Origin of the sequence: Halomonas sp. ML-15, from assembly GCF_014779595.1 — a bacterium.
Taxonomy (GTDB): Bacteria; Pseudomonadota; Gammaproteobacteria; order Pseudomonadales; family Halomonadaceae; genus Franzmannia.
In genome coordinates this window covers 1,737,447-1,761,121 of the sequence record NZ_JACXZT010000019.1, presented here as the reverse complement: position 1 = coordinate 1,761,121, position 23,675 = coordinate 1,737,447, and the positions used below count along the sequence as shown (strand labels likewise).

General features: G+C 65.6%; 22 protein-coding genes. 18 read left to right on the top strand and 4 right to left on the bottom strand.

The window, feature by feature from the left end:
- Positions 1-57: 57 nt before the first annotated feature.
- The 12 genes from nrdR (at position 58) to IEI94_RS19875 (ending at position 13,429) form a co-directional block, all read left to right on the top strand.
- A complete protein-coding gene (nrdR, locus tag IEI94_RS19930; protein ID WP_191168958.1) occupies positions 58-537 on the top strand; it encodes a transcriptional regulator NrdR in 480 nt (159 codons plus the stop codon).
- A gap of 18 nt (positions 538-555) precedes the next feature.
- Positions 556-1,707: a bifunctional diaminohydroxyphosphoribosylaminopyrimidine deaminase/5-amino-6-(5-phosphoribosylamino)uracil reductase RibD gene (ribD, locus tag IEI94_RS19925; protein WP_191168957.1), complete on the top strand. Its 1,152-nt coding sequence runs from the start codon at positions 556-558 to the stop codon at positions 1,705-1,707.
- Between the two features lie 210 nt (positions 1,708-1,917).
- Entirely contained in the window at positions 1,918-3,069 is a 1,152-nt protein-coding gene (ribBA, locus tag IEI94_RS19920) for a bifunctional 3,4-dihydroxy-2-butanone-4-phosphate synthase/GTP cyclohydrolase II (protein ID WP_191168956.1), read from the top strand.
- 63 nt (positions 3,070-3,132) lie between these two features.
- Positions 3,133-3,615, top strand: a complete 483-nt coding sequence (ribE, locus tag IEI94_RS19915) for a 6,7-dimethyl-8-ribityllumazine synthase (protein ID WP_191168955.1) — start codon at positions 3,133-3,135, stop codon at positions 3,613-3,615.
- A complete protein-coding gene (gene nusB / locus IEI94_RS19910) occupies positions 3,612-4,109 on the top strand; it encodes a transcription antitermination factor NusB (RefSeq protein WP_191168954.1) in 498 nt (165 codons plus the stop codon). Before ribE ends, nusB begins: the two co-directional genes overlap by 4 nt.
- Positions 4,110-4,122: 13 nt before the next feature.
- Positions 4,123-5,070 carry a thiamine-phosphate kinase gene (gene thiL / locus IEI94_RS19905; RefSeq protein WP_191168953.1) on the top strand — a complete coding sequence of 316 codons (948 nt, stop codon included), beginning with the start codon at positions 4,123-4,125 and terminating at the stop codon, positions 5,068-5,070.
- A complete protein-coding gene (locus IEI94_RS19900; protein ID WP_089657056.1) occupies positions 5,067-5,540 on the top strand; it encodes a phosphatidylglycerophosphatase A in 474 nt (157 codons plus the stop codon). The genes thiL and IEI94_RS19900 overlap by 4 nt, the downstream gene beginning before the upstream one ends.
- Before the next feature lie 38 nt (positions 5,541-5,578).
- Positions 5,579-6,823, top strand: a complete 1,245-nt coding sequence (locus IEI94_RS19895; RefSeq protein WP_191168952.1) for a DUF945 family protein — start codon at positions 5,579-5,581, stop codon at positions 6,821-6,823.
- A gap of 129 nt (positions 6,824-6,952) precedes the next feature.
- Entirely contained in the window at positions 6,953-9,376 is a 2,424-nt protein-coding gene (lon, locus tag IEI94_RS19890) for an endopeptidase La (protein WP_191168951.1), read from the top strand.
- Positions 9,377-9,415: 39 nt separating this feature from the next.
- On the top strand, positions 9,416-10,090 hold the full coding sequence (locus tag IEI94_RS19885; RefSeq protein ID WP_191168950.1) for a hypothetical protein: 675 nt from the start codon (positions 9,416-9,418) through the stop codon (positions 10,088-10,090).
- A 125-nt stretch (positions 10,091-10,215) separates the two neighbouring features.
- Entirely contained in the window at positions 10,216-12,060 is a 1,845-nt protein-coding gene (ilvD, locus tag IEI94_RS19880) for a dihydroxy-acid dehydratase (protein ID WP_191168949.1), read from the top strand.
- Positions 12,061-12,388: 328 nt separating this feature from the next.
- A complete protein-coding gene (locus IEI94_RS19875; RefSeq protein ID WP_191168948.1) occupies positions 12,389-13,429 on the top strand; it encodes an oxidoreductase in 1,041 nt (346 codons plus the stop codon).
- A 7-nt stretch (positions 13,430-13,436) separates the two neighbouring features.
- On the opposite strand, the gene nudE is transcribed toward IEI94_RS19875, so the two are convergent.
- Positions 13,437-14,015, bottom strand: coding sequence for an ADP compounds hydrolase NudE (gene nudE / locus IEI94_RS19870; protein ID WP_191168947.1), 579 nt, complete (start codon positions 14,013-14,015; stop codon positions 13,437-13,439).
- Between the two features lie 91 nt (positions 14,016-14,106).
- Here nudE and yrfG point away from each other — a divergent pair, with 91 nt between their 5' ends.
- The 5 genes from yrfG to msrB all read left to right on the top strand — a co-directional run bounded on the left by yrfG (position 14,107) and on the right by msrB (position 18,548).
- Positions 14,107-14,772 carry a GMP/IMP nucleotidase gene (yrfG, locus tag IEI94_RS19865; protein WP_191168946.1) on the top strand — a complete coding sequence of 222 codons (666 nt, stop codon included), beginning with the start codon at positions 14,107-14,109 and terminating at the stop codon, positions 14,770-14,772.
- Positions 14,773-15,177 carry a ribosome-associated heat shock protein Hsp15 gene (gene hslR / locus IEI94_RS19860; protein ID WP_263574651.1) on the top strand — a complete coding sequence of 135 codons (405 nt, stop codon included), beginning with the start codon at positions 14,773-14,775 and terminating at the stop codon, positions 15,175-15,177.
- A gap of 26 nt (positions 15,178-15,203) precedes the next feature.
- Entirely contained in the window at positions 15,204-16,079 is an 876-nt protein-coding gene (hslO, locus tag IEI94_RS19855; protein ID WP_191168944.1) for an Hsp33 family molecular chaperone HslO, read from the top strand.
- Positions 16,080-16,329: 250 nt separating this feature from the next.
- The gene (locus tag IEI94_RS19850; RefSeq protein WP_191168943.1) at positions 16,330-17,910 is read left to right on the top strand and encodes a phosphoenolpyruvate carboxykinase; all 1,581 of its coding nucleotides are present in this window, start codon (positions 16,330-16,332) and stop codon (positions 17,908-17,910) included.
- Between the two features lie 140 nt (positions 17,911-18,050).
- Positions 18,051-18,548, top strand: coding sequence for a peptide-methionine (R)-S-oxide reductase MsrB (gene msrB, locus IEI94_RS19845; RefSeq protein ID WP_191168942.1), 498 nt, complete (start codon positions 18,051-18,053; stop codon positions 18,546-18,548).
- Positions 18,549-18,557: 9 nt separating this feature from the next.
- On the opposite strand, the gene IEI94_RS19840 is transcribed toward msrB, so the two are convergent.
- Genes IEI94_RS19840 through IEI94_RS19830 form a run of 3 tightly spaced genes read right to left on the bottom strand, consistent with a single transcriptional unit; the run spans position 18,558 to position 22,284 of the window.
- Positions 18,558-19,784, bottom strand: a complete 1,227-nt coding sequence (locus IEI94_RS19840; protein ID WP_191168941.1) for an MFS transporter — start codon at positions 19,782-19,784, stop codon at positions 18,558-18,560.
- Positions 19,785-19,809: 25 nt separating this feature from the next.
- Complete coding sequence (locus IEI94_RS19835) at positions 19,810-21,450, bottom strand: thiamine pyrophosphate-binding protein (RefSeq protein ID WP_191168940.1); 1,641 nt, start codon at positions 21,448-21,450, stop codon at positions 19,810-19,812.
- 51 nt (positions 21,451-21,501) lie between these two features.
- Positions 21,502-22,284, bottom strand: a complete 783-nt coding sequence (locus IEI94_RS19830; RefSeq protein ID WP_191168939.1) for an SDR family NAD(P)-dependent oxidoreductase — start codon at positions 22,282-22,284, stop codon at positions 21,502-21,504.
- A gap of 271 nt (positions 22,285-22,555) precedes the next feature.
- Here IEI94_RS19830 and IEI94_RS19825 point away from each other — a divergent pair, with 271 nt between their 5' ends.
- The gene (locus IEI94_RS19825; RefSeq protein WP_191168938.1) at positions 22,556-23,659 is read left to right on the top strand and encodes a tripartite tricarboxylate transporter substrate-binding protein; all 1,104 of its coding nucleotides are present in this window, start codon (positions 22,556-22,558) and stop codon (positions 23,657-23,659) included.
- Positions 23,660-23,675: the final 16 nt, after the last annotated feature.

Sequence of the window (23,675 nt, the reverse complement as noted above, 5' to 3'; positions counted from 1 at the left end):
AGAAGGCGTGCCAAGCGCTTACACTACGGCAACCATTCCGACGCCGGAACCGATCCCATGCACTGTCCCTTCTGCGGAACGCACGACACTAAGGTCACCGACTCGCGGTTGGTCGCCGAAGGCGATCAGGTGCGCCGTCGTCGCCAGTGCGCCGCATGCGGCGAGCGTTTCACCACCTATGAAACCGCCGAGCTGGTGATGCCGCGGGTGATCAAGGCCGATGGTTCCCGCGAGACCTTCGATGAGCGCAAGCTGCGCGCCGGTATGCTGCGGGCGCTGGAGAAGCGCCCGGTCAGCGCCGAGTCGATCGAGGCCGCGGTGGAGCGTATCCGTCAGCGTCTGCGCGCCCGCGGCGAGCGTGAGGTGGCAGCGCTGGACGTCGGAGAAGAGGTAATGCAGGCGCTCAAGCGCCTCGATCAGGTGGCTTACATCCGCTTCGCCTCGGTGTATCGCCGCTTTCAGGACCTCGATGAGTTTCGCGCCGAGATCGATCGCCTGGCTCAGGAGCCCTCGTTCTCGCCAAACGATGATACTTGATCTGTACACGGATGACGCATGCCCAAAGCGACTGCCGAGACCTGGATGGCCCGCGCCCTGACCCTGGCGCGGCGCGGCCTTTACACCACTGATCCCAATCCCCGCGTGGGCTGCGTGCTGGTCAAGCAGCGCCGCATCGTGGGGGAGGGCTTTCACGCCCGAGCCGGTGAGCCGCATGCCGAAGTACATGCACTGCGTGCCGCCGGCGATGATGCGCGAGGCGCCACGGCCTATGTGACCCTGGAGCCCTGCTCCCATCACGGTCGTACCGGTCCCTGTGCCGAGGCGCTGGCAGCCGCCGGAGTCACGCGCGTGGTGGCCGCCATGCAGGACCCCAACCCCCAGGTGGCCGGCCGCGGCCTGGCGATCCTGCGCGAGGCCGGGGTCGAGGTCGAGTGTGGGCTGATGGAGGAGCAGGCGCGGGCGCTCAACCCCGGCTTTATCCTGCGCATGACCCGTCACCGCCCCTTCGTGCGGCTGAAGATGGCGACCAGCCTCGACGGGCGCACGGCGATGCGCTCTGGCGAGTCGCAGTGGATCACGGGACCGCGGGCGCGAACCGAGGTGCAGCGGCTGCGGGCGCGCTCCAGCGCGGTGATCAGCGGCGTCGAGTCGATCATCTTCGATAATTCGCGCCTCACCGTGCGCGCCTCGCAGCTCGACCTCGACGATGCCGACGCGATCGCCGCGCGTCAGCCGCTGCGGGTCATCGTCGACTCGCGGCTGCGTCTGCCCCAGGCGGCGGCCTGTCTGCGTGAGCCGGGCCGCACTCTGGTCGCCACCTGCAGCCACGACGCCGAGCGCCGCGCGCGACTCGAGGCGGCGGGGGCCGAGGTGCTGGTGTTGGCCTCGGGCATCGAGGGGCGCGTCGATCTGGAAGCGCTGCTGCACTATCTGGCCGATCAGGAGCAGGCCAATGAGGTGCTGGTGGAGACCGGTGCTACCCTGGCCGGTGCGATGCTCGATGCCGAGCTGGTCGACGAGATCCAGCTGTTTATGGCGCCGACCCTGCTGGGCGGCGAGGCGCGGCCGCTGTTCAGCCTGCCGGGGCTCGAGACCATGGCCCAGCAGCGGGCGCTGGATATTCTCGATATCCGCGCGGTGGGCCGCGACTGGCGGATTACCGCCCGCCCACAACGTCGTGGCCTGACAAACACCGCTCGGAACTGATTGGGTGGCAAACCTCCTCTTCGGCTTGCCCCCGGCGTCCTCGCTCAGAGGCCCTGGGCGCTGCTCTCCACTAGCGCCCGAGGTGCTATCTACTGGCGCCCGACGCCGCGCCAAGGTACCCTGAGCGCCGATTCAAAATGGGCGTTGCTGTCCGAGCGTTCATCCGCCGCAGCAGTGCGGCGCCCATGGGCATAGCGATTTGGAGTTTGCATGGCTAAGGCTTCACAGGATTCCAGCGCCGACCGGGCGACTGGCATGGCGTCGATTGCTGAGCTGATCGAGGATATCCGTCAGGGCAAGATGGTGATCCTGATGGACGACGAGGATCGCGAGAATGAGGGCGATGTGATCATGGCCGCCGAAAAGGTCCAGGCCGAGCACATCAACTTCATGGCTCGTCATGCGCGCGGCCTGATCTGCCTGCCGATGACCCGTGAGCGCTGCCAGCGGCTCAAGTTGCCGCTGATGGTCAGCGACAACGGCTCCGGCTTCGGCACCAAGTTCACGCTCTCCATCGAAGCCGCCGAGGGCGTCTCCACGGGTATCTCCGCCGCCGACCGCGCGCGCACCGTTCAGGCCGCGGTGGCCCGCGATGCCAAGGCCGAGGATATCGTCCAACCGGGCCATATCTTCCCGCTGATGGCCGAGCCTGGCGGCGTGCTGCGCCGCGCCGGCCACACCGAGGCGGCCTGCGACCTGGCGGCGATGGCGGGACTCGACCCCAGCGGCGTGATCTGCGAAGTCATGAACGACGACGGCAGCATGGCGCGGCGCCCCGAACTCGAGCGCTTCGCCGCCGAGCACGACCTCAAGATCGGTACCATCGCCGACCTCATCCACTACCGTATTCACAACGAACAGACCATCGACCACGTCGAGTCGACCCAGGTCCAGACCAGCGTCGGCGAGTTCGATCTGCACGTGTTCCGCGACGGCATCCAGGGTGTCCACCACCTGGCGTTGGTCAAGGGGCGTCCGTCGCCGGAGATACCCACTACCGTTCGCGTGCACCTGGCGGACGTGATGCGTGACCTGCTGTGCCTGCAGAAGGGCGACACGCCGAGCTGGAGCGCCAGCGGCGCCATCGCCGAAGTGGCTCGCGCCGAGGCCGGGGTCTTCGTGCTGCTTAACGATGGCCGCCCGCGCCAGGATTTTCTCGACTATCTTGAGGTGTTTCTCGAGCGCCGCCGCCAGCCGCGTGGCAGCGAGTCCGACGGCGCGGGTAACTACCTGACCATCGGTACCGGTTCGCAGATCCTGCGTCATCTTGGCGTTGGCAAGATGCGCCTGCTCAGCTCGCCGTGGAAGTTCTCGGCGCTGTCGGGTTTTGATCTTGAAGTGGTCGAACGGCTGGACCCCTAGTCACTGTCTCAAACGCTGGCAGGTTTCAATTTCAGCAGTATCGTTTATAGCAGGAATCAGAGCATGCAACCGATCTCCCAAGTCGAAGGCAACTTCACCGACGTCGATGGCCGCTACGTGATCGTGGTCGGACGCTTCAACCACCACGTGGTGGACAGCCTGGTCGAGGGCGCCGTCGACAGCCTGGTACGTCACGGTGTGGACGCCGAGCATATCGATATCGTCCATGTGCCGGGCGCCTGGGAGCTGCCGCTGGCGGTCAAGCGTGCGCTCAAGGTCATCAAACCGGATGCGGTGATCGCGCTGGGCGCGGTAATCCGTGGTGGCACGCCGCATTTCGAGTATGTGGCCGGCGGCTGCAACGCGGCGCTGGGTAACCTGCAACTGGAGTTCGATACCCCGGTGGCCAATGGCGTGCTGACCGTCAACACCATCGAGCAGGCCATCGAGCGCGCCGGTACCAAGGCTGGCAACAAGGGCGCCGAGGCGGCCATGGCGGCGATGGAGATGGTCTCGCTGCTCAAGCACTTCGGAGGTGATGCATGAAGGAGTCGCGTCGCGCTCCCTCGGCGGCGCAGCAGGCCCGCCATGCGGCCCGTGAGCTGGCCGTGCAGGGGCTCTATCAGTGGCAGATGACCGGCAAGTCGATCACCGCCGTGGAAGCCGAGTTTCGCGGTCAGGTTGCCGATGACGACCTCGAGGATCACGAGAACTGGGCCAAGGTCATGGAAATCGCCGATCTGGCACTGTTCCATGAACTGCTGCATAACGTGGTACGTTTCCGTGACGATCTCGACGCGGCCATTACGCCGCTGCTAGACCGCCGTCTCCAGGAGCTTGATCCCATCGAGCTGGCGATCCTGCGCCTGGGGGCCTACGAACTCTCCCGCCGCCTCGAGGTACCCTACCGCGCGGTGATCAACGAGGGGGTCGAGCTGGCCAAGTCGTTCGGCGCCACCGATGGCCACAAGTACGTCAACGGCATTCTCGACAAGCTCGCCGCGCGGCTTCGCTACGCCGAGGTCAGCGCGCGTCGCTGATTTGCTCACCCAGATGCTTAGCGAATTCGAGCTCATTGCCCGTCATTTCGCGCGCTCGCCCCGGGCCGAGGCCCACGGCGTGGCGCTGGGCGTGGGCGATGACTGCGCGTTACTGACCCCGAGTCCTGGCTGCCAGTTGGCGGTCAGTGTCGATACCTCAGTGGCCGAGGTGCATTTCCCCGCCAACGCGCCGCCGGCGGCCATCGGCCATCGCGCTCTGGCGGTGGCCTTGAGTGACCTTGCCGCGATGGGGGCGACGCCGCGCTGGTGCCTGATGGCGCTGACCCTGCCCGAGGTCGACGATGCCTGGCTCGGCGAGTTTGCAGCGGGATTCCATGCCCTGTGTGCCGAGAGCGATGTGACCCTGGTGGGCGGCGACGTGACCCGTGGCAGCCTGGCCATCAGCGTGACCGTGCATGGTGAGGTGCCGCTCGGGGCGGCGCTTACCCGGCATGCGGCGCGCCCCGGCGAAGTGCTGGCGGTGACCGGCACACTCGGCGCGGCGCACGCCGGGCTCAAGGCCTGGCAGACGGGCGAGCGCGACCTGGCGCAGCCCTTGCTGGCGAGCTATCTGCTACCCCAGCCGCGGCTCGCGGCCGGGCTTGCGCTGCGCGATCTGGCCAGTGCCGCGATCGATCTTTCCGACGGTTTGTTGCCCGATCTCGGCCATCTGTGTGAGGCCTCGGGGGTTGGCGCCGACCTCGATGCCGCGGCGCTGCCGCTGGCCGACGGCTTGGTCGCGGCGCTGGGCGAAGAGGGGGCTCGGCAGGCAGCGCTGGCCGGTGGCGATGACTACGAGCTGCTGGTTAGCCTGCCCCGGGCAGCGCTGGACGAGGCCCATCGGCGACTCGCCGAGATCGGCGTGGCCCTGACCGCTATCGGCACCTGCAGTGCGACGCCGGGGATTCGCGGTGTGGCCGCGGTCGATGGCTGGCAGCACTTCTCGGGAGGTAAGCCATGAACCGCGCCCCCGCCAGCGTCTGGCGACGCCCTACCCACTTTCTGGCCTTCGGTCTCGGCAGTGGCACCGTGCCCTGGGCGCCAGGCACCTTCGGGACACTGGCGGCGATTCCCTTCTATTGGCTGATGTCGGAACTGCCGCTCTCCTGGTACATGCTGATCATCCTCGCCACCTTCATCATCGGCGTATGGCTGTGTGAAGTGACCTCACGGGATCTCGGTGTCCATGACCACTCCGGCATCGTCTGGGACGAATTCGTCGGCTACTGGATCACCATGGCGGCGGTGCCGTTCTCCTGGGAAGCGGCGCTGTGGGGCTTTATCGTGTTCCGTGTCTTCGACGTCTTCAAACCCTGGCCGATTCGCTGGGCCGACCGCCGTGTGGCAGGCGGTTTCGGGATCATGATCGATGATGTGCTGGCCGGCATCTATGCTTGGAGTACTATTCATCTGTGGCTGTGGCTGCACTGAAGCTGCCGGCCTGAACGCCCTGAATATCGAGGAGTATCATGCGCAAGGGACGCCTGCTGGTTAGCGTAGTGGTTCTGCTGGGGGCCGGTTATCTGGTCGCCCAGGCCTATTCCAGTGCCATTTTCGAACGTGAGCTGTCGCGCGCGCTCGATGATCTCGACGCGCGTGGCGACCTGCACGTGCAGCGCGACGAACTCGAACGTGGCTGGTTCGTGTCGCGGGGCGAGGTTCAGCTCACCGCGCTGCTCGACGACTGGCAGCTGTCGCTGCCCTATATCGCCCATCACGGCCTGCTGGCCACGCGCATCGAGGGGGAACTGCAGCTGCAGCTCGACGGCGACGAGGACACTCTGTTCGGCGAACGTCTACCGGCCAGCCCGCCGCGCTGGCACGGCGAGTATCAGACCCTGTCGCAGACCTTCGAGGGGCGCCTGGACATGGCGCCTTTCGAGTTTTCCGACGAGCGGGGCGACGTTGACTTCGCGGGCCTGGCCCTGCGTGTCAGCGGCGAACACGGTGATCTGGCGCTGACCGGCAGCGTGGCGCCATGGAGCCTAAGCGTTGACGGTGAGCGGCTCGAGGTTGGCCCGCTGCAGCTCGACAGCCAGTACCGCTATGGCGATGACGACTTCCTGCAGCGCGATGAGCTGCAGCTCGCCTATCTGCGCTTGACCCAGGCCAACGGGCCCGAGATCGCGCTGCAGGCGCTGGGTTACCGTGGCGAGGTGCGCCTGGGTAGCGACGAGCTGACCCTGGCGGGCCGGCTGTCGCTGGGTGAGATGACCCTGGCCGAACAACCGGCGCTGTCCGGCGAGCTGGCACTGGGTGTGTCGCGCCTCAACGCCGATGCGGTGCGCACCCTCAGCCGAGAGCTGCAGACGGCACTGGCCGCTCGCGATAGCCAGGCGCCCCTTGATGCCACAGAAGCCGAGGCGCTGGCCATGAGCCTCGAACCCTACGTGCTGGCGACGCTGGTCGATTCGCCGCGATTGACCATCGAGCCGCTGCGCGTCGAGAGCCCGATGTTCGGCGTCGATGCCCATGTCGAAGGTGACCTGGTCTTCGATGGTGACGATATCGACAGCTTGTCGCTGGCCGATCTCGAGGTGGCTGCCGACGCCAATCCCTGGCTGGCGCGGCTCGACGGCCACTTCGTATGGCGTGACCTGCCGCGCTTCGTGGCGCTGCAGCTGGGACTGCCGCTGGATACCCAGGATCTCGAGATTCGCGTCGAGGCTGGCGAGCTGTCGATCAACGGTGAGCCGCTGCCGCCGCTCTGGTAGTCTTCCGGCGGCGGCAGATCGGGCCTCTCGGCGCCGCTGCGGCGTCGGGTCGCGCTTGAAGTTTACCCGCCTCGCCCGCATCCCTGTTGGCAACAGGGTAATTGCCCTTGGCTGCCAACAGGATGCACGATGAGCGAACGCGACGATCTACACGACGTTATCTTCGACACCGCCTCCCACGCGACCCCTGAGTCGGGCGACGAGGCGCCGCATCACGGGGCCGTGGTGCCGGCCCGCGATACGCTGCCCGAGCGACTCTATCTGCTGCCGATTCATAATCGGCCGTTTTTCCCCGCACAGGTCCAGCCGCTGGTCATTCACCGGCCGCGCTGGGAAGAGACCATCAAGCGTGTGGGCAATACCCCCCACCACTCCGTGGGTCTGGCCTTTGTCGGCGACGCCGGCGTCGACGAGCTGGGGCATGAGAACTTTCCCGAGATCGGCACTGCGGTGCGCATGCACAAGGTCCAGGGCGAGGACGAGCAGATCCAGTTCATTGCCCAGGGCATGCGCCGCTTCAAGATCCAGCGCTGGCTGTCGAAGACGCCACCCTACCTGGTCGAGGTCAGCTACCCCAAGGAACCGATCGACGCCGAGGAGGATGAAGCGCGGGCCTATGCCATGGCGCTGATCAACGGCATCAAGGAGTTGCTGCCGATCAATCCGCTCTACGGCGAGGAGCTCAAGCACTACCTCAACCGTTTCAGTCCCCACGAGCCGGGCCCGCTGTCGGATTTCGCCGCGGCCATCACCTCGGCCAAGGGGCCGGAGTTGCAGGAGATCCTCGAGACGCTGCCGGTGATGGCGCGGATGCAGAAGGTGCTGCCGCTGCTGCATAAGGAGATCGAGGTCGCTCAGCTGCAGAGCGAGATCAGCGAGCAGGTCAACGCCCAGATGCAGGAGCGCCAGCGCGAGTTCTTCCTGCGTGAGCAGCTCAAGGTCATCCAGCGCGAGCTGGGCATCTCCAAGGATGACCGCGAGAATGACGTCGACACCTTTCGCAAGCGCCTGGTCGATCTGCACGTCCCCGAGCGGGTGCAGTCACGTATCGACGACGAGCTCGACAAGCTCTCGGTGCTCGAGACCGGCTCCCCCGAGTACGGTACCACCCGCAACTATCTCGACTGGCTGACGTCGCTGCCGTGGGGTATCACCAGCCAGGACCAGCTCGATCTGAGCCATGCTCGCCAGGTGCTCGATCGCGACCACGATGGCCTGGCCGATGTTAAGGAGCGGATCGTCGAGTTTCTCGCCGAGGGCACCTTCAAGGGCGACGTCGGTGGGTCGATTCTGCTGCTGGTTGGGCCGCCCGGGGTGGGCAAGACATCTGTAGGTCGTTCGATTGCCGAGGCGCTGGGCCGCGAATTCTACCGCTTCTCGGTGGGGGGCATGCGCGACGAGGCCGAAATCAAGGGCCACCGCCGCACCTACGTCGGCGCCATGCCCGGCAAGCTGGTTCAGGCCCTCAAGGAGGTCGAGGTCCAGAATCCGGTGATCATGCTCGACGAGATCGACAAGATGGGCCAGTCCTTCCAGGGCGACCCTGCCTCGGCACTGCTCGAGGTACTCGATCCGGAGCAGAACGTCGACTTCCTCGACCACTACCTCGACGTACGCATGGATCTCTCCAAGGTGCTGTTCGTATGTACCGCCAATACCCTGGATGCGATCCCGCCGGCGCTGCTTGACCGCATGGAGCAGATTCGCCTCTCCGGCTATATCGCCGAGGAGAAGCTGGCCATCGCCAAGCATCACCTGTGGCCCAAGCTTCTCAAGCGCGACAAGATTGCCAAGAAGTGCATCAACCTCACCGAGGCGGCGCTCAAGCAAGTGATCGAGGGCTATGCCCGCGAGGCGGGGGTGCGTCAGTTGGAGAAGCAGCTGCATCGCATCGTGCGCAAGGCTGCGGTCAAGCTGCTCGAGAATGGGCAGCAGTCGGTCAAGGTCTCGGTCAACAACCTCGAGGAGTTCCTCGGCGCACCGCTGTTCCGCAAGGAGCAGGTGCTCAGGGGCGAGGGCGTGGTTACCGGCCTGGCCTGGACATCGATGGGCGGCGCCACCCTGCCCATCGAGGCCGGCAAGGTGCACGCCCTGGATCGTGGCTTCAAGCTCACCGGTCAGCTCGGCGACGTGATGAAGGAGTCGGCCAATATCGCCTACAGCTATGTGCAGGGGCACCTAGCCGAATATGGCGCCGACGGCGACTTCTTCAATGACGCCTTCATTCATGTGCATGTGCCTGAGGGCGCCACGCCCAAGGATGGCCCTTCGGCGGGAATCAGCATCACCACTGCGCTGCTGTCGCTGGCGCGTCATCAGGCCATCGATCGCCAGCTGGCGATGACCGGCGAGCTGACTCTCACCGGCCAGGTGCTGCCGGTGGGGGGGATCCGCGAGAAGGTGATTGCGGCGAGGCGCAGCGACATCTTCGAGGTGATCCTGCCCGAGGCCAACCGCCGCGACTTCGAGGAGCTGCCCGACTATCTCAAGAGCGGGGTGACCGTGCATTTTGCCGGCCACTACCGCGACGTTGCCAAGGTGGTATTCGGCTGACCGGGCGCGCTGCGTCCACCCCCTACATAACGAGATCGCATGGCAAAATTTGCAGAAATCGGCCGGGCTGCCATTCCCGGTCAGGGCACTGAACTCCGGCTGCTGCAGCGCAATGACGAGTTCTCGATCCGTATCGTCGGCCAGCCCGGTGACCTGATGAATAGCCGCCTGCACGGCTCCGAGGATGCACTGGCCGAACTGGCCTGTGAGGGGCTCGCGGCCCGGTCAGACGCGCGGGTCTTGGTCGGGGGCCTGGGCATGGGCTTTACCCTCGCCGCGGCCCTGGCTGCACTGGGGCGTGACGCCGAGGTGGTGGTCGCCGAGCTGGTGCCGGAGGTGGTGGAGTGGAACCGAGGCCCGCTGGGCCAGGCGGCCGGGCGACCGCTGGACGACCCGCGTACCCGTGTCCATGTCGGCGACGTGGCGGCCCTGATGCGCGATTCTCCCGGCGGCTTCGATGCCATCATGCTGGATATCGACAACGGCCCCGAAGGCATGACCCGCAAGGACAACGACCGGGTCTACTCGCCGCGCGGGCTGGAGAGTGCCCAGCGCGCGTTGCGCCAGGATGGCGTGCTGGCGGTGTGGTCGGCGGGGCGCGACGCCGGTTTCAGCGAGCGTCTCAAGCGGGTCGGCTTCAGCGTCACCGAGCATCAGGTGCGGGCGCATAAGCCGGGGAAAGGGGCGCGGCATGTGATCTGGCTCGGCTACTAGGGAGCGAAGCGGCAGTAGCGCGCTTTCTGCGCTCATGACAAAATTGTCGCACGACTTCCTATCAAGACCGCCGGTCGCCCGCCCAGCGCGGGTGGCCCCAGGCGGCATCGACGCTAGAGGACAGCATGCCCGAGTATCGTTCGCGTACCACCACCGCCGGCCGTAACATGGCCGGCGCCCGCGCCCTGTGGCGCGCCACCGGTATGAAGGATGACGACTTCCACAAGCCGATCATCGCGGTGGCCAACTCCTTTACCCAGTTCGTGCCGGGGCATGTGCACCTCAAGGACATGGGGCAGCTGGTGGCGCGCGAGATCGAGAAGGCCGGCGGGGTGGCCAAGGAGTTCAACACCATCGCCGTGGACGACGGCATCGCCATGGGCCACGACGGCATGCTCTATTCGCTGCCCAGTCGCGACCTGATCGCCGACAGCGTCGAGTATATGGTCAATGCCCACTGCGCCGATGCGCTGGTGTGCATCTCCAACTGCGACAAGATCACCCCGGGGATGCTCAACGCCGCGATGCGTCTCAATATCCCGGTGATCTTCGTCTCCGGCGGCCCCATGGAGGCCGGCAAGACCAAGCTGCTCGACCACGGCATCGACCTGATCGACGCCATGATCTACGCCGCCGACGACAAGTACAGCGACGAGGAGATCGACGAGATCGAGCGCAGCGCCTGCCCCACCTGCGGCAGCTGCTCCGGCATGTTTACCGCCAACTCGATGAACTGCCTGATGGAAGCGCTGGGCCTGGCGCTGCCGGGCAACGGCACCGTGCTGGCCACTCATGCCGATCGCCGCCGACTGTTCGAGGAGGCGGGCCATCGCATCGTCGAGCTGGCCAAGCGCGTCTACGAGGGCGACGAGGCGCACCTGCTGCCCCGGGCCATCGGCTCCAAGGCGGCGTTCAAGAACGCCATGACCCTGGACATCGCCATGGGCGGTTCCACCAACACCATCCTGCATCTGCTGGCCGCCGCTCAGGAGGCCGAGGTGGACTTCACCATGGCCGACATCGACCGCCTGTCGCGGGAGGTGCCGCAGCTCTGCAAGCTGGCGCCCAACACCCAGCAGTACCATATCGAGGATTGCCATCGCGCTGGCGGGATCATGGCGATTCTTGGCGAGCTCGACCGTGCCGGGGTGCTGGATACCCGCGTGCCCACCGTTTATGGCGACACCCTCAAGGCGGCGCTGGACGAGTGGGACATCATGCGTAACCCCAGCCCCGAGGTGGTGGAGTTCTTCAAGGCCGGCCCCGGCGGAATACCGACCCAGACCGCCTTCTCCCAGGCCGCGCGCTGGCCGAGTCTCGACGGCGATCGCGTCAGCGGCTGTATCCGCGATCTCGAGCACGCCTTCTCCCACGAAGGCGGCCTGGCGGTGCTGTTCGGCAATATCGCCGTGGACGGCTGCGTGGTGAAGACCGCCGGCGTCGACGACTCCATTCTCGTGTTCGAGGGCCCGGCCCACGTGGTCGAGTCCCAGGATCAGGCGGTGGAGCACGTGCTGGGCGGGCTGGTGAAGCCCGGCGAAGTGGTGGTGGTGCGCTACGAAGGACCGCGCGGCGGTCCCGGTATGCAGGAGATGCTCTACCCGACCTCCTATCTCAAGTCCAAGGGGCTCGGCAAGGTGTGCGCACTGATGACCGACGGGCGTTTCTCCGGTGGCAGCTCTGGCCTGTCGATCGGCCACGTCTCGCCGGAAGCCGCTGCGGGGGGCGCCATCGGTTTGATCGAGAGCGGCGATATCATCCACATCGATATCCCCAAGCGGGCGATCAACGTCAAGCTCAGCGATGCCGAGCTGGCGGCGCGCCGCGAGGCCGAGGAAGCCCGTGGCAAGGACGCCTGGAAGCCGCGCATTCAGCGCAACCGCAAGGTCTCGGCGGCGCTCAAGGCGTATGCGCTGCTGGCTACCTCAGCGGACAAGGGCGCGGTGCGCGATCTTTCCAAGCTGGATTGAGGCGCACCAACCAAAAACTGCGAGCCCCCGCCTGGAAGCGGGGGCTCGAAGTGTGGTCAGTGACGGATCACGCCGCCTTGTCCATCGGTACGTCTTGCTCGGTCAGTGCCTCGAGCTGGCACTCCAGCGCATACCAGGTCTCGAGTAGCGCTAGACTCTCTTCTGAACAGCACATGCGTTTGCCTCCTTGGGTAGGTCCGTGGGGTGACGGGGTTGCAAACGGCACCTTTAGTATGGACCCCTATACCAAGGTCGATATGACCTTTCTTTGACCGTTTCATGATATGCGTCACGCCATATCGTCATAAGCCATAGACAAGGAGTGCCCATGCCGCACGATGTCAATGTCGCCGTAGTCGGCTTCGGTTTCGCCAGCCAGACCTTCCATGTACCGCTTATCCTGGCGACCCCCGGCCTGACGTTGGTAGCAGTCTCGTCGAGCGATGCCGCCAAGGTCGCGGCGGCACTGCCCGATGTGGCCGTAGCCGCGACGCCGCAGGCGCTGCTTGCCCGCGAGGACATCGATCTGGTGGTGATCCCGACCCCCAACGAGACCCATTTCCCGCTGGCCAAGGCGGCGCTGGCGGCAGGCAAGCACGTGGTGCTCGACAAGCCGTTCACGGTGACCCTGGCCGAGGCCAAGAACCTCAAGAGCCTGGCCGACAATGCCGGGCGGCGACTGTCGGTATTTCACAATCGACGTTGGGATAGCGATTTTTTGACCCTCAAGGCGCTGCTGGGCAGCGGCGAATTGGGGCGAGTCGTGAGCCTCGAGTCGCGCTTCGACCGTTTCCGTCCCGAGGTCCGTGATCGCTGGCGCGAGAAGCCGCGCCCCGGCGGCGGCATCTGGTACGACCTGGGTCCCCATCTGCTCGATCAGGCCTGTGAGCTGTTCGGCATGCCGCGGGCCATTCAGCTCAATCTGGCGCGTCAGCGTGACGACGCCAGCGTCGAGGATGATTTTCTATGTCTGCTCGATTATCCGGGCTGCCGGGTCAGCCTGGCCGCCAGCGCTCTGGTCGCCGCAGAGACGCCGCGCTTTCGCGTTCATGGCACCCGCGGCAGCTACGTGAAATACGGCCTCGATCCCCAGGAGGCGCGCCTCAAGGCCGGCGAGACGCCGGCGCAGAACTGGGGCGTGGACGCTCGCGATGGGCTGCTGAGTCTTGTCGATGACGCTTCGGGTGAGCTTCGCGAGTCGACACACGCCACGTTAGCGGGCGACTACCTGGCCTACTATCGTGGCGTGGCCGAAGCGCTGGGTGGTGGCGGCAACATGCCGGTCAGCGTAGAGGATGCGATCCGCTCGATGCGGCTGCTCGAGGCGGGGCTCGATAGCCACCGCCAGGGGCGCTGGGTCAGCCTCTAAGGGGCTGCTACCACAAATCAAGCCCCTCGCGGCGATCACGCATGAGGTCGCGGGCGATATAGAGCGCGGCGATGGCGCGCGCTTCATGGAAGTCGTCGCGGGCCAGCAGCGCGGGCAGCTCGTCGATGGCGTGGGTCTCGACGATCAGCGGCTCCGGCTCGTCGCCAGGCAGGCGCTGCGGATAGAGGTCGCTGGCCAGCATCACCTGCATGCGGTGGCGCATGTAGTTGGGCGCCAGCGACAGTTCGGCCAGCGGCTCGATGCGATTGGCGCCGAAGCCGCACTCCTCCATCAGCTCGCGGTTGGCGGCGCCGACGATGTCTTCGCCCGGATCGACCAGCCCCTTGGGCAGCGTCAATATATAGTCGTCGAAGCCCGCGGCGTACTCGCGAATCAGCAGCACGTGGTCGGGGTCGGGCATGGCGACGATCATCACCGCGCCGTGGTCGCTGCCCATCAGGCGCTCGAAGATGCGCTCTTCACCGTTGGAAAACCGGAGTTCGAGCTGCTCGACGGTGAACAGTCGGCTACGGGCGACCTCCTGGCGTGACAGGATGTGAGGCTTTTGCGGGTAGGGTGCTGACATGGTGTCTCCTGGCAGGCCGGGTTGGGCCGTGTCTCGGCCGGTGGGTTCGCGTACAATACCACTCTCGATTCACCACTGCGGAGCCCTGAGCATGATCGACTGGCGGGCCATCGACACCGTGCTGCTGGATATGGACGGTACGCTGCTGGATTTGCACTTCGACAGCCACTTCTGGCTCGAACATCTGCCGCGTCGCTATGCCGAGCTGCATCGTCTCGACGCCGCTGCCCAGGACGCGCTCAAGGCGCGCATCATCGGCGAGCAGGGCACGCTCAACTGGTACAGCCTGAGCTACTGGAGCGACGAGCTTAACGTCGATATCGTCGCCCTCAAGCGTGAAATACAGCACCTCATCGGCTTGCGCAGCGACGCCCTGGACTTTCTCAAGTGGCTCAAGCGCGCCCATCCGCGAGTGGTATTGGCGACCAACGCCGATCGCGCCAGCCTGGGCCTCAAGCTGCCGCTGACCGGCCTCGAGGAGTATCTCGATGCGATCGTCTCCTCGGCGGATCTTGGCGTCGCCAAGGAGGCGCAGGAATTCTGGTTCGAGCTGCAGGAGGTCGAGCCCTTCGATCCGGCGCGCACCCTGTTCATCGATGACAATCCCCACGTGCTGGAAAGCGCCCGCGAGTACGGTATTCGTCATCTGCTGGGCATCAAGCAGCCCGACAGCAGCCGTCCCGAAAAGGCGCTCAAGGAGTTTATTGCCCTCGACCGCTTTGCCACCATTCTGCCCGATGAGCGGCCGCCCCACTGAATGACGGAGAGCGCCATGGATAACGTTCGACTCGACAAGTGGCTGTGGGCCGCGCGCTTCTTCAAGACCCGCCAGCTGGCCAAGAAGGCTATCGAGGGCGGCAAGGTGCACTACAATGGCGCCCGCGCCAAGACCAGCAAGGCGGTGGAGCTCGGCGCCTTGGTCAGAGTGCCCCAGGGGTGGGACATTCTCGAGGTCGAGGTGGTGGCGCTCTCCGGCCAGCGCCGTGGCGCCCCGGAGGCCCGCGAGCTCTACCGTGAAACCGCCGACAGCGTGGCGCGTCGGCAGCGCGAAGCCGAGGCGCGCCGGCTCACCAACCAGGCCATGCAGCATCCCCTCAAGCGGCCGGACAAGAAGCAGCGCCGCGAGATTACCCGTTTTCAGCGCCGCCAGGGCGACGACTGACCGTTTTCTGTTGACCCGAGAGACCCATGACCGACCAGATTCAGCGTTTTCTCTTCGATGGTACCAATGTGCGTGGCGAGATCGTGCAGCTCGAGCGCGCCTATCAGGAGGTGCTCGACCGCCACGCTTACCCGCAGGCGGTGAGTCGCCAGCTGGGTGAGCTGCTGGCCGCAGTGGCGCTACTCACCGAAACCGTCAAGCTCGACGGTACCCTGAGCATCGAGGTGCGCGGCAACGGTCCCCTCGAACTGCTGATGGCGGAGTCCCATTCGGGCGGCGATATGCGCGCCATTGCGCGGGTCGCTGAGGGACAGGCTCTGCCCGCCGATGATGCCGGTTTCCGCGAGCTGCTGGGGGCCGGGCGCATCGTGATCACCCTCGACCCCCGCGAGGGCAAGCGCTATCAGGGCATCGTCGAACTCTCGGCAGATAGCCTGGGCGGCTGTCTCGAGGCCTACTTCAGTCAGTCGGAGCAGTTGCCGACCCGGCTGTGGCTGGCCGCCAACGGTAGCCGGACTGCCGGGCTGCTGCTCCAGCAGCTACCCGACGACGCCAACCATCAGGACGCCGATGCCTGGGAGCGCAGCGTTCATCTGGCTGCGACCCTGCAGGACGATGAGCTGCTGGGGCTCGACGCCGAGACGCTACTGTTTCGTCTCTACCACGAGGAGCAGGCGCGTGTATTTCCGCCCAAGCCGCTGCAGTTCGGCTGTAACTGTTCGCGGGAGCGCATTGCCCAGGCGCTCTATAGCCTCGGTGCCGAGGAGCTGCGGCAGATCCTCGACGAGCAGCAGGCCATCGATACCCAGTGCCACTTCTGCCATACCCGCTACCACTTCGGCGCCGCCGAGATCGAAGCGCTGATCGAGGCTCCCGATGCCCCGCCGCCGACGCTGCACTGAGTATCTCTTCCCGACGTTTCGTAGTTAACGTAACTCGCGCCATGTAGTAGTAAAACTACAAGAAATGCCGCGAAATGCGTCGTTTGCTACAAGAAATGTTTTTGCCATAATGGCCGCCCCTTTGACGCGATCGCCCGCCGCCCCACCAGAAACGAGCCCACTCGTTCACCGGCGAGCCATCAGGCACTCAGTGCGTCGTCAGACGCCCGGCTAACGAGAGAGAAGCGGCCGCAAGGCCCAGGACACCAACATGACCACGACCCAAGCCGCACCCGCGCGCCAGCCCTCCGCTACGCCCACGCGCCACACCAATCTCAGCCATGCTGAACTAACCGAGCTGGCGGTCAAGCGTGGAGAAGGGCGGCTTGCCGCCAACGGCGCCCTGGTAGTCAATACCGGCAAGCGCACCGGGCGTTCCACCGCCGATCGCTTTATCGTCGACGAGCCCTCCACGCGCGACCAGATCGAGTGGGGCAGCGTCAACCGGCCGTTCAGCGCCGACGCCTTCGAGCCTCTGTGGCAGCGCGTCGACGCCTATCTCGCCGAGCGCGAGCACTTTGTGTCCGAGCTGCACGTGGGTGCCGATCCGCAGCACTACCTGCCGATCCGTACCGTGACCGAGACCGCCTGGCACAACCTGTTCGGCCGCACCATGTTCGTGCGTCCCGAGGCCTACAACCCTGCCCGCAAGGAGGAGTGGACCATCCTCAACGCCCCGGGGTTTGTCTGCGACCCGGCGCGTGACGGCACCCACTCCGAAGCCTCGGTGATCATCGACTTCGCCGGCCGGCGAGTGCTGATCGCCGGCATGCACTACGCCGGCGAGATGAAGAAGGCGATGTTCTCGGTACAGAACTTCCTGCTGCCGGACTCCGACGTGCTGCCCATGCACTGTTCGGCCAACGTCGGCGAGGATGGCGAGACCACGCTGTTCTTTGGCCTCTCCGGTACCGGCAAGACTACCCTGTCAGCCGATCCGGGGCGCTATCTGATCGGCGACGACGAGCACGGCTGGGGCGAGGGCACGGTGTTCAACATGGAGGGCGGCTGCTATGCCAAGTGCATCGACCTCTCGGAGAAGAACGAGCCGGTGATCTGGCAGGCGATCAAGTTTGGCGCGGTGCTCGAGAACGTGGTGCTCGACGACCGCCGCGAGCCCAACTACGCCGACGACAGCCTGACTCAGAACTCACGCGCGGCTTATCCGCTCGAGCACGTCGCCAAGCGGGTCGCCGAGAATCGTGCCGGCGAGCCCAGCGCGATCATCTTCCTGACCTGTGACATGTCGGGCGTGCTGCCGCCGGTCTCGGTGCTCTCCAAGGAAGCCGCGGCTTACCACTTCCTGTCGGGCTACACCGCCAAGGTCGGCTCCACCGAGATGGGCTCCTCGTCAGGCCTCGCTGCGACCTTCTCGACCTGCTTTGGCGCGCCCTTCTTCCCGCGCCCGGCTCGCGAGTATGCCGACCTGCTGATCAAGCGCGTCGACGCTTACGACTCCCAGGTCTATCTGGTCAACACCGGCTGGACCGGCGGCGCCTACGGCCAGGGCGGTACGCGCTTCTCGATTCCTACTACCCGCGCCATCATCAGCGCCATTCAGTCCGGCGTACTGCGCGATGCCGAGACGCGTACCGTCGATGGACTCAATCTCGCCGTACCGTTGGCGGTGCCTGGCGTCGACTCCAGCCTGCTCGATCCGAGCCAGACCTGGGACGACAAGGTTGCCTACCAGCGCCAGATGCAGGACCTGGTGGCCAAGTTCGTCGACAACTTCAAGAAGTTCGCCGGCGTCGACGCGGCGATCATTGCCGCCGGTCCGCGTCTGGACTGAACCTTGCCATTGTGCTGAACCCCCTGGGTAGGGGAGGGTCTTATCGGGGGGAGGCGCCATGTGCCTCCCCCCGATGCATATGGCCATATAAGCATCCATTCGGGCGTATGCGACGTACTCACTTAGTCAAGGAGTAGCGAATGAAGCGACGTCAATTCATGGGATGGTTGGGGGCCGGAGGACTGGCCGGTCTGATGCCCGGGATGGCGCTGGGGCGGCCCAAGCCAGACCTCGAGCCGGCGCCGGGGCTGGAGACGCTGGAGCTCAGCGACGCTGAGTGGCGCGAGCGCTTGACGCCCGAGCAGTACGAGATTCTGCGCGACCATGGCACCGAGCCGGCCTTTTCGAGCCCGCTGGACAAGGAGTGGGGCGATGGCGAGTACCGCTGCGCCGGCTGCGACCTGGTGCTGTTTACCAGTGACATGAAGTACGACTCGAAAACCGGCTGGCCGAGTTTCTTCGAGCACGTCGAAGGCCATCTGCTGACCCAGGTCGACTACTTCCTGTTCTTCCCGCGAACCGAGTACCACTGCGCGCGCTGCAAGGGCCACCAGGGCCATGTGTTCGACGATGGCCCCGATCCCACCGGGCTGCGCTGGTGCAACAATGGGTTGGCATTGCGCTTCGTCGCTGCTTGATCTAAACCGCTAGGTATAGCGCCGCGCATTGGCCATTTCGGCGCGCTCGAAGGCCGGGCGCAGGCGCACCACGACCACCAGCACCGCCAATAGCGCGGCACCGGCCAGCAGGAACGTCAGGGTGAAGCCGACCAGCTCGGCAATTACCCCGAGCACCAGCGGCGCCAGTACCTGCGCGCCACGATTGCCCATCAGCCGCATGCCCAGGGCGCTGGAGCGCTGCTCTGGTTGGACGTGCTCGGCGAGGATTACCATCGACAGCGGCTGTGAAATACCTGAGCCAAGGCCGACCAGAATCGCCAGGAAGGCCAGCGCTGCCACACTGCCGGTCATGCCGGTCCACATCAGCCCCATGGCCACCGCCGCCAGCGAGGCAATCATGGTCCTGGCGCGCCCGCCCAGAGCCTGAATGACCTGCGGCATGACCGGGCGAATCACCATCGCTGCCAGCGCCCTGAGGCTGACCAGTATCCCGATCAGCGTGGCAGAGAAGGTCAACTCCTCGAGATAGACCGGCAGGAAGGCGGCATGCGCGCCAAGCGCAAATAGTACCGCCACGGTCACCGCAATCGACATCTGCACGCCGATGTTGTCGCGCAGCAGCGAGGCCTGGGCGCGGTAGCCGAGTAGCGATCGCGGCGTGGCGTGACCGCGGCGGGCATTGCCGACGAAGTAGCAGGAGCTCACCAGGCTGATCGCCGGGATGACGCCGATGGTGGCGAAGACCCAGGCCATCGACAGGGTATCGATCATGTAGCCGGCGAGCAGCGGACCGATCAGCTGGCCGCCGGACAGGCACATGGTGTACCAGCCGAAGTAGCGCTCCAGTGCGCGGCCGCGGCCCAGTCCGGCGACCACCGACTGGGCGGCAATCACCATCACCACGTGGGCCAGGCCGATGGTGATCTGCGTTGCCACCAGCCCGCCGAAGGTCGGGGAGGCGAGGCTCAACCAGGGGCCGAGCATCATGCCGATGGCGCCGATAAAGAATACCTTCTGCGGCCCGACCCGAGTCACGATGCCGCCCAGCGGGATCGCGAAGACCAGCGGCAGCAGATAGGGCGCCGAGAGGATTATCCCCACCACCGACGGGCTGGCGCCGAGCTCCAGCGCTCTCAGCGGTACCGCCAGCAGCAGCATGGTCTGGGACACGAAGACGCTGGTCAGGCCGATGCAGACCATCACCAGGTTGCGGATGGCGCTGCGGTCTGGGGCTGGGCTCGGGCTATCGTCCATGACGCTCCTTGATGAATGGCGGCACTCAGGCCTTAAACAGCACCGGCGCCAGATGGTGCTTATCGATCATTACATCGACCACGGCCGGGCCGTCGGCGGCAAAGGCGCGCTGCATGGCGGCTTCCAGATCGCCGGGGCGGGTGACCTGCTCACCATGGGCGCCGAACGCGCGGGCCAGAACGCCGAAGTCGGGGTTCTGATAGTCGACGGCGAAATGCCGGCCGTCGTAGTGGGCATCCTGGAAGGCGCGTTCGTTGCCGAGTCCCTGGTCGTTGATCACCACCGCGACCAGCTTGATCTTCTCGCGCACCGCGGTTTCCAGCTCGCCGATGTTGCACATGAAGCCCATGTCGCCCTGTACCGCCAGTACCGGCACATCAGGCCGGGCCAGTGCCGCCCCCAGTGCGGTGGGGAAGCCGGCGCCGACCGCCGCCCAGTTGTCGATGAACATGTAGGTGTCCGGGGCGTAGCTGACAAAGTGCTGGCGCGCGTGTTTACCGGCATTGCCAGCATCGACCACCATGATACCGCCTTTGGGCAGGGTGCGTCTGAGCACGTCGGCCACAAACGGCGGCTGAATCGGCTCGGCGTGGGGGTCGATCAGCGCCTGGCGCTCCTCTTCCCAGCGCGCCACTTCGGCGCCGACGTCGACCCAGTTCCATTGCTGGCCGTCGAGACGGCCGCTGAGGCCGGCCACAAAGCTCGAGGTGCTGCCCACCGCGGCGACATCTACCGGAAACACCGTGCCGATCGGGTCGACGCTGGCCGCCTGGTGGATGAGGGTGGCGTCCTCACGAATCAGGCCGTGCTTGAAGGTCGTCGAGAACAGATCCATGCGCGCACCGACAGCGATGATCACGTCGGCCTGCTTGACCACCCGATTGGCGCTGTTCCAGCCGTTACGGCCCAGCGGACCAACGGCCAAGGGATGCGAGGTGGGGAAGGCGTCGGGGCTGAACTGCAGCGGCGCGACTGGAATATTGTGCTGCTCGGCAAAGGCGATCAGAGCGCCGCTGGCACGCTCGCGCAGCACGCCGCTGCCGGCGAGAATCACCGGTCGCTCGGCCTTGGTCAGCAGCGCGGCGGCCTGGTCGAGGCAGCTGCCGGCGACGTCGGGCAGCACGCTGGCGCGGTACTGCTCGGGAGACTGCTCCTCGGCGTCGACGTCGGCGCGGTAGATGGCGGTGGAGGCTTCCAGGTGAACCGGTCCCGGTGGCTCGGCCAGCGCGGTACGAAATGCCTTGCGCAGCGCTTCCTGGGCCTTTGTTGGACCGGTGATGGAGTAGGCCCACTTGGTGATCGGCTTGAAGAAGGTGATCTGGTCCATCTCCTGGCTGGCGTCCTTCTCGCGCAGCCACTCCTCCTGCAGGCCGTTGATGCCGATCACCGGTACATTGCCGCGATAGGCGGCGCCGAAGGGGGTGGCCATGTTGGTCACCCCGGGACCCTCGGTGGCGGTTACCACCGCAGGGCGCTGGCCGGCGCGGGCATAGCCATAGGCCATGAAGGCAGCACCCTGCTCGTGGCGGGTGAGAATGAAGCGTATCTCCGGGGTCTCGCGAATTACATCGAGCAGGGCCAGATTCTGGGTCCCGGGTATACCGAATACATGGGTGACGCCCTCGCGGCGCAGGCCATCAATCAGGGTTTGGGCAACACTTGGCATGGCGTGTCTCCTTTGACGTTATTGTTGGTAAAGGGTGATGGATCATCACAGTTAGACAGTGGCACCGCGGCCGCCGTCGACGTTGAGGCTGGCACCGGTCACATAGCCGGCCCGCGGCGAGGCCAGGAACACGATGGCGTTGGCCACGTCCCTGGCATCGCCAAGCCGGCCTAACGGAATGGCTTGTCCCTGGCGAGTCGAGTAGGCCTCCCAGCTGAGCTCCGGGGCTTCACGCTGCCAGCGCCGCTCGACCTGTGCCGAGCGTACCCGGCCAAGGCATACGGTATTGACGCGAATGCCCTGTGCACCGAGTTCGTTGGCCAAGGATTTCGTCAGCGCAATGCCGGCCGCGCGGGTCGCCGAGGTGGGCAGGGTATTGGCCGGCGGCGCCTTGCCCGACACCGTGGTGACGTTGATGATCGCCGCCGCCGGGGAGGCGGCCAGGTGCGGCAGGGCTGCGCGAATACCGCGCACCGCGCCCATCAGCTTGAGTTCGATGTCGGCCTGCCAGAGAGCGTCGTCGGCCTCGATGAAGGGGCCTGAGGCACTGCTGCCGGCATTGTTGATCAGGATGTCCAGGCCGCCCAGCGCCTCGACGGTACGTGCCACGGCTGCAGCGGGTCCGTCGGGACTGGATATGTCGGCAACGATTGTCAGCGGGCGCTGGCCGGTGCGCTCGGCGATGCGCTCGGCGGCTTCCTTCAGCGGCGCCTCGCGGCGCGCCACCAGCGCCACCCGGGCGCCCTCCTCGGCGAGCAGCAGCGCTGTCTCGAAGCCAATTCCCTGGCTGGCGCCGGTCACCAGCGCCACCTTATTCGTGAGTACCATGTCCATGCGGATTGCTCCTCTAGTTGGGGGTCGCGGGCGCTGTAGAAGTCGTCGACGCACTGTATGCAAACGTCTACGTTGTAATACAGTTAACAAGAGCTTGCAGAAATCGCTCTCTACGACCAATGCAATATGGCCGATGCGGGCCGCGTTTCCTTACTATTGCATATCACTGAGCCCAATTGCATACTCAAGTACACAATAACAGCAAGTGGCGGAAGCGGCAGTCTGTATCAGTGTCGTCCGCCAGTCGGAAACCCACACGGGAGTTCATAATATGAATAACGCCAGACACCACGCCTCACGCTTTGCTCGTCATTCCCTCAGCCTGGCAGTGGCTGCCGGCCTGACGGTAGGGGTGGCGGCCAACAGCCATGCAGAGCTGACCGGTTTCTACGAAGGCGAGACCCTCGAGATTCTCACCCCTTGGGCACCCGGCGGCGGGGCCGATACCTGGGGGCGCTTTAGTGCTGCGACCATTGGTCCTTTCCTGGGCGACGACGTCAGCGTTCAGGTGATCAATCGGCCTGGCGCGGGGGGCGTCCAGGGCACCAACGAATTCGAGCTGCGCACCGCCAGCGACGGCATGACCGTGATGCTGCAGAGTGCCGGTCAGGTCTTCCCGTTCATGTACGGCTCCGGTGCGGTGCGCTATGACTTCCGCGATTATGAACCGATCGTTGCCATGGCCCAGGGTGGGGTGATCTATGCCCGTGCCGATCTGGGCGTCGAGGAGCCGCTTGACCTGTGGGACGTCGACGAGCTGATCTACGGAGAGGTATCGCCCCAGGCGATCGGCTCGATGGCACTGGCCGCCTTTGCACTACTTGACCTGCCCCACGACGCCATCTTTGGCTATGAGAGCCGCGGACCGACCCGCCTGGCGCTGGAGCAGGGCGAGACCAACCTCGACTTCCAGACCACCAGTGCCTACGTCTCCAACGTCGAGCCGCTGGTCGAAGAGGGCACGGCGGTGCCGCTGTTCAGCCTCGGCATCATCGATACCGACGGCGAACTGGTGCGCGATCCGGCTTTCCCGGACATGCCCACCGTGGCCGAAGTCTACGAGGAGCGTCACGGCGAAGCGCCGTCCGGCGTGGCCTGGGACGCCTATCGCGCGGTGCTGTCGGCAGGCAGCATCAAGATGCTATGGGCCAAGGCCGATGCGCCGGAGGATTCGATCAATGACCTGCGCTACGCCTTCGAGCAGGCGCGCCAGGACGAGGACTTCATTGCCGAGTCCGAAGAGGCTAACGGCCCCTACGAGTGGCTGGTGGGCGACGACGCCTATACCGCCATGAGTGCCACCTTGGAGATTTCCGACGAAGCGCTCGACTATCTGCGTGCCACCTTCAAGGAGCGTTACGACGCCGACCTCTGAGGTCGTTGGGGGAGGG

Excerpts from the sequence above, each read along its gene's own strand:
- lon (WP_191168951.1), top strand. The coding sequence starts at position 6,953 with ATGAGCGAACGCGACGATCTACACGACGTTATCTTCGACACCGCCTCC.
- hslO (WP_191168944.1), top strand. The coding sequence starts at position 15,204 with ATGACCGACCAGATTCAGCGTTTTCTCTTCGATGGTACCAATGTGCGT.
- ribD (WP_191168957.1), top strand. The coding sequence starts at position 556 with ATGCCCAAAGCGACTGCCGAGACCTGGATGGCCCGCGCCCTGACCCTG.
- ribE (WP_191168955.1), top strand. The coding sequence starts at position 3,133 with ATGCAACCGATCTCCCAAGTCGAAGGCAACTTCACCGACGTCGATGGC.
- IEI94_RS19840 (WP_191168941.1), bottom strand. The coding sequence starts at position 19,784 with ATGGACGATAGCCCGAGCCCAGCCCCAGACCGCAGCGCCATCCGCAAC.
- thiL (WP_191168953.1), top strand. The coding sequence starts at position 4,123 with ATGCTTAGCGAATTCGAGCTCATTGCCCGTCATTTCGCGCGCTCGCCC.
- ilvD (WP_191168949.1), top strand. The coding sequence starts at position 10,216 with ATGCCCGAGTATCGTTCGCGTACCACCACCGCCGGCCGTAACATGGCC.
- nrdR (WP_191168958.1), top strand. The coding sequence starts at position 58 with ATGCACTGTCCCTTCTGCGGAACGCACGACACTAAGGTCACCGACTCG.
- ribBA (WP_191168956.1), top strand. The coding sequence starts at position 1,918 with ATGGCTAAGGCTTCACAGGATTCCAGCGCCGACCGGGCGACTGGCATG.
- IEI94_RS19895 (WP_191168952.1), top strand. The coding sequence starts at position 5,579 with ATGCGCAAGGGACGCCTGCTGGTTAGCGTAGTGGTTCTGCTGGGGGCC.
- nudE (WP_191168947.1), bottom strand. The coding sequence starts at position 14,015 with ATGTCAGCACCCTACCCGCAAAAGCCTCACATCCTGTCACGCCAGGAG.
- msrB (WP_191168942.1), top strand. The coding sequence starts at position 18,051 with ATGAAGCGACGTCAATTCATGGGATGGTTGGGGGCCGGAGGACTGGCC.
- hslR (WP_263574651.1), top strand. The coding sequence starts at position 14,773 with ATGACGGAGAGCGCCATGGATAACGTTCGACTCGACAAGTGGCTGTGG.
- IEI94_RS19875 (WP_191168948.1), top strand. The coding sequence starts at position 12,389 with ATGCCGCACGATGTCAATGTCGCCGTAGTCGGCTTCGGTTTCGCCAGC.
- IEI94_RS19830 (WP_191168939.1), bottom strand. The coding sequence starts at position 22,284 with ATGGACATGGTACTCACGAATAAGGTGGCGCTGGTGACCGGCGCCAGC.
- IEI94_RS19850 (WP_191168943.1), top strand. The coding sequence starts at position 16,330 with ATGACCACGACCCAAGCCGCACCCGCGCGCCAGCCCTCCGCTACGCCC.
- IEI94_RS19900 (WP_089657056.1), top strand. The coding sequence starts at position 5,067 with ATGAACCGCGCCCCCGCCAGCGTCTGGCGACGCCCTACCCACTTTCTG.
- IEI94_RS19835 (WP_191168940.1), bottom strand. The coding sequence starts at position 21,450 with ATGCCAAGTGTTGCCCAAACCCTGATTGATGGCCTGCGCCGCGAGGGC.
- IEI94_RS19825 (WP_191168938.1), top strand. The coding sequence starts at position 22,556 with ATGAATAACGCCAGACACCACGCCTCACGCTTTGCTCGTCATTCCCTC.
- IEI94_RS19885 (WP_191168950.1), top strand. The coding sequence starts at position 9,416 with ATGGCAAAATTTGCAGAAATCGGCCGGGCTGCCATTCCCGGTCAGGGC.
- yrfG (WP_191168946.1), top strand. The coding sequence starts at position 14,107 with ATGATCGACTGGCGGGCCATCGACACCGTGCTGCTGGATATGGACGGT.
- nusB (WP_191168954.1), top strand. The coding sequence starts at position 3,612 with ATGAAGGAGTCGCGTCGCGCTCCCTCGGCGGCGCAGCAGGCCCGCCAT.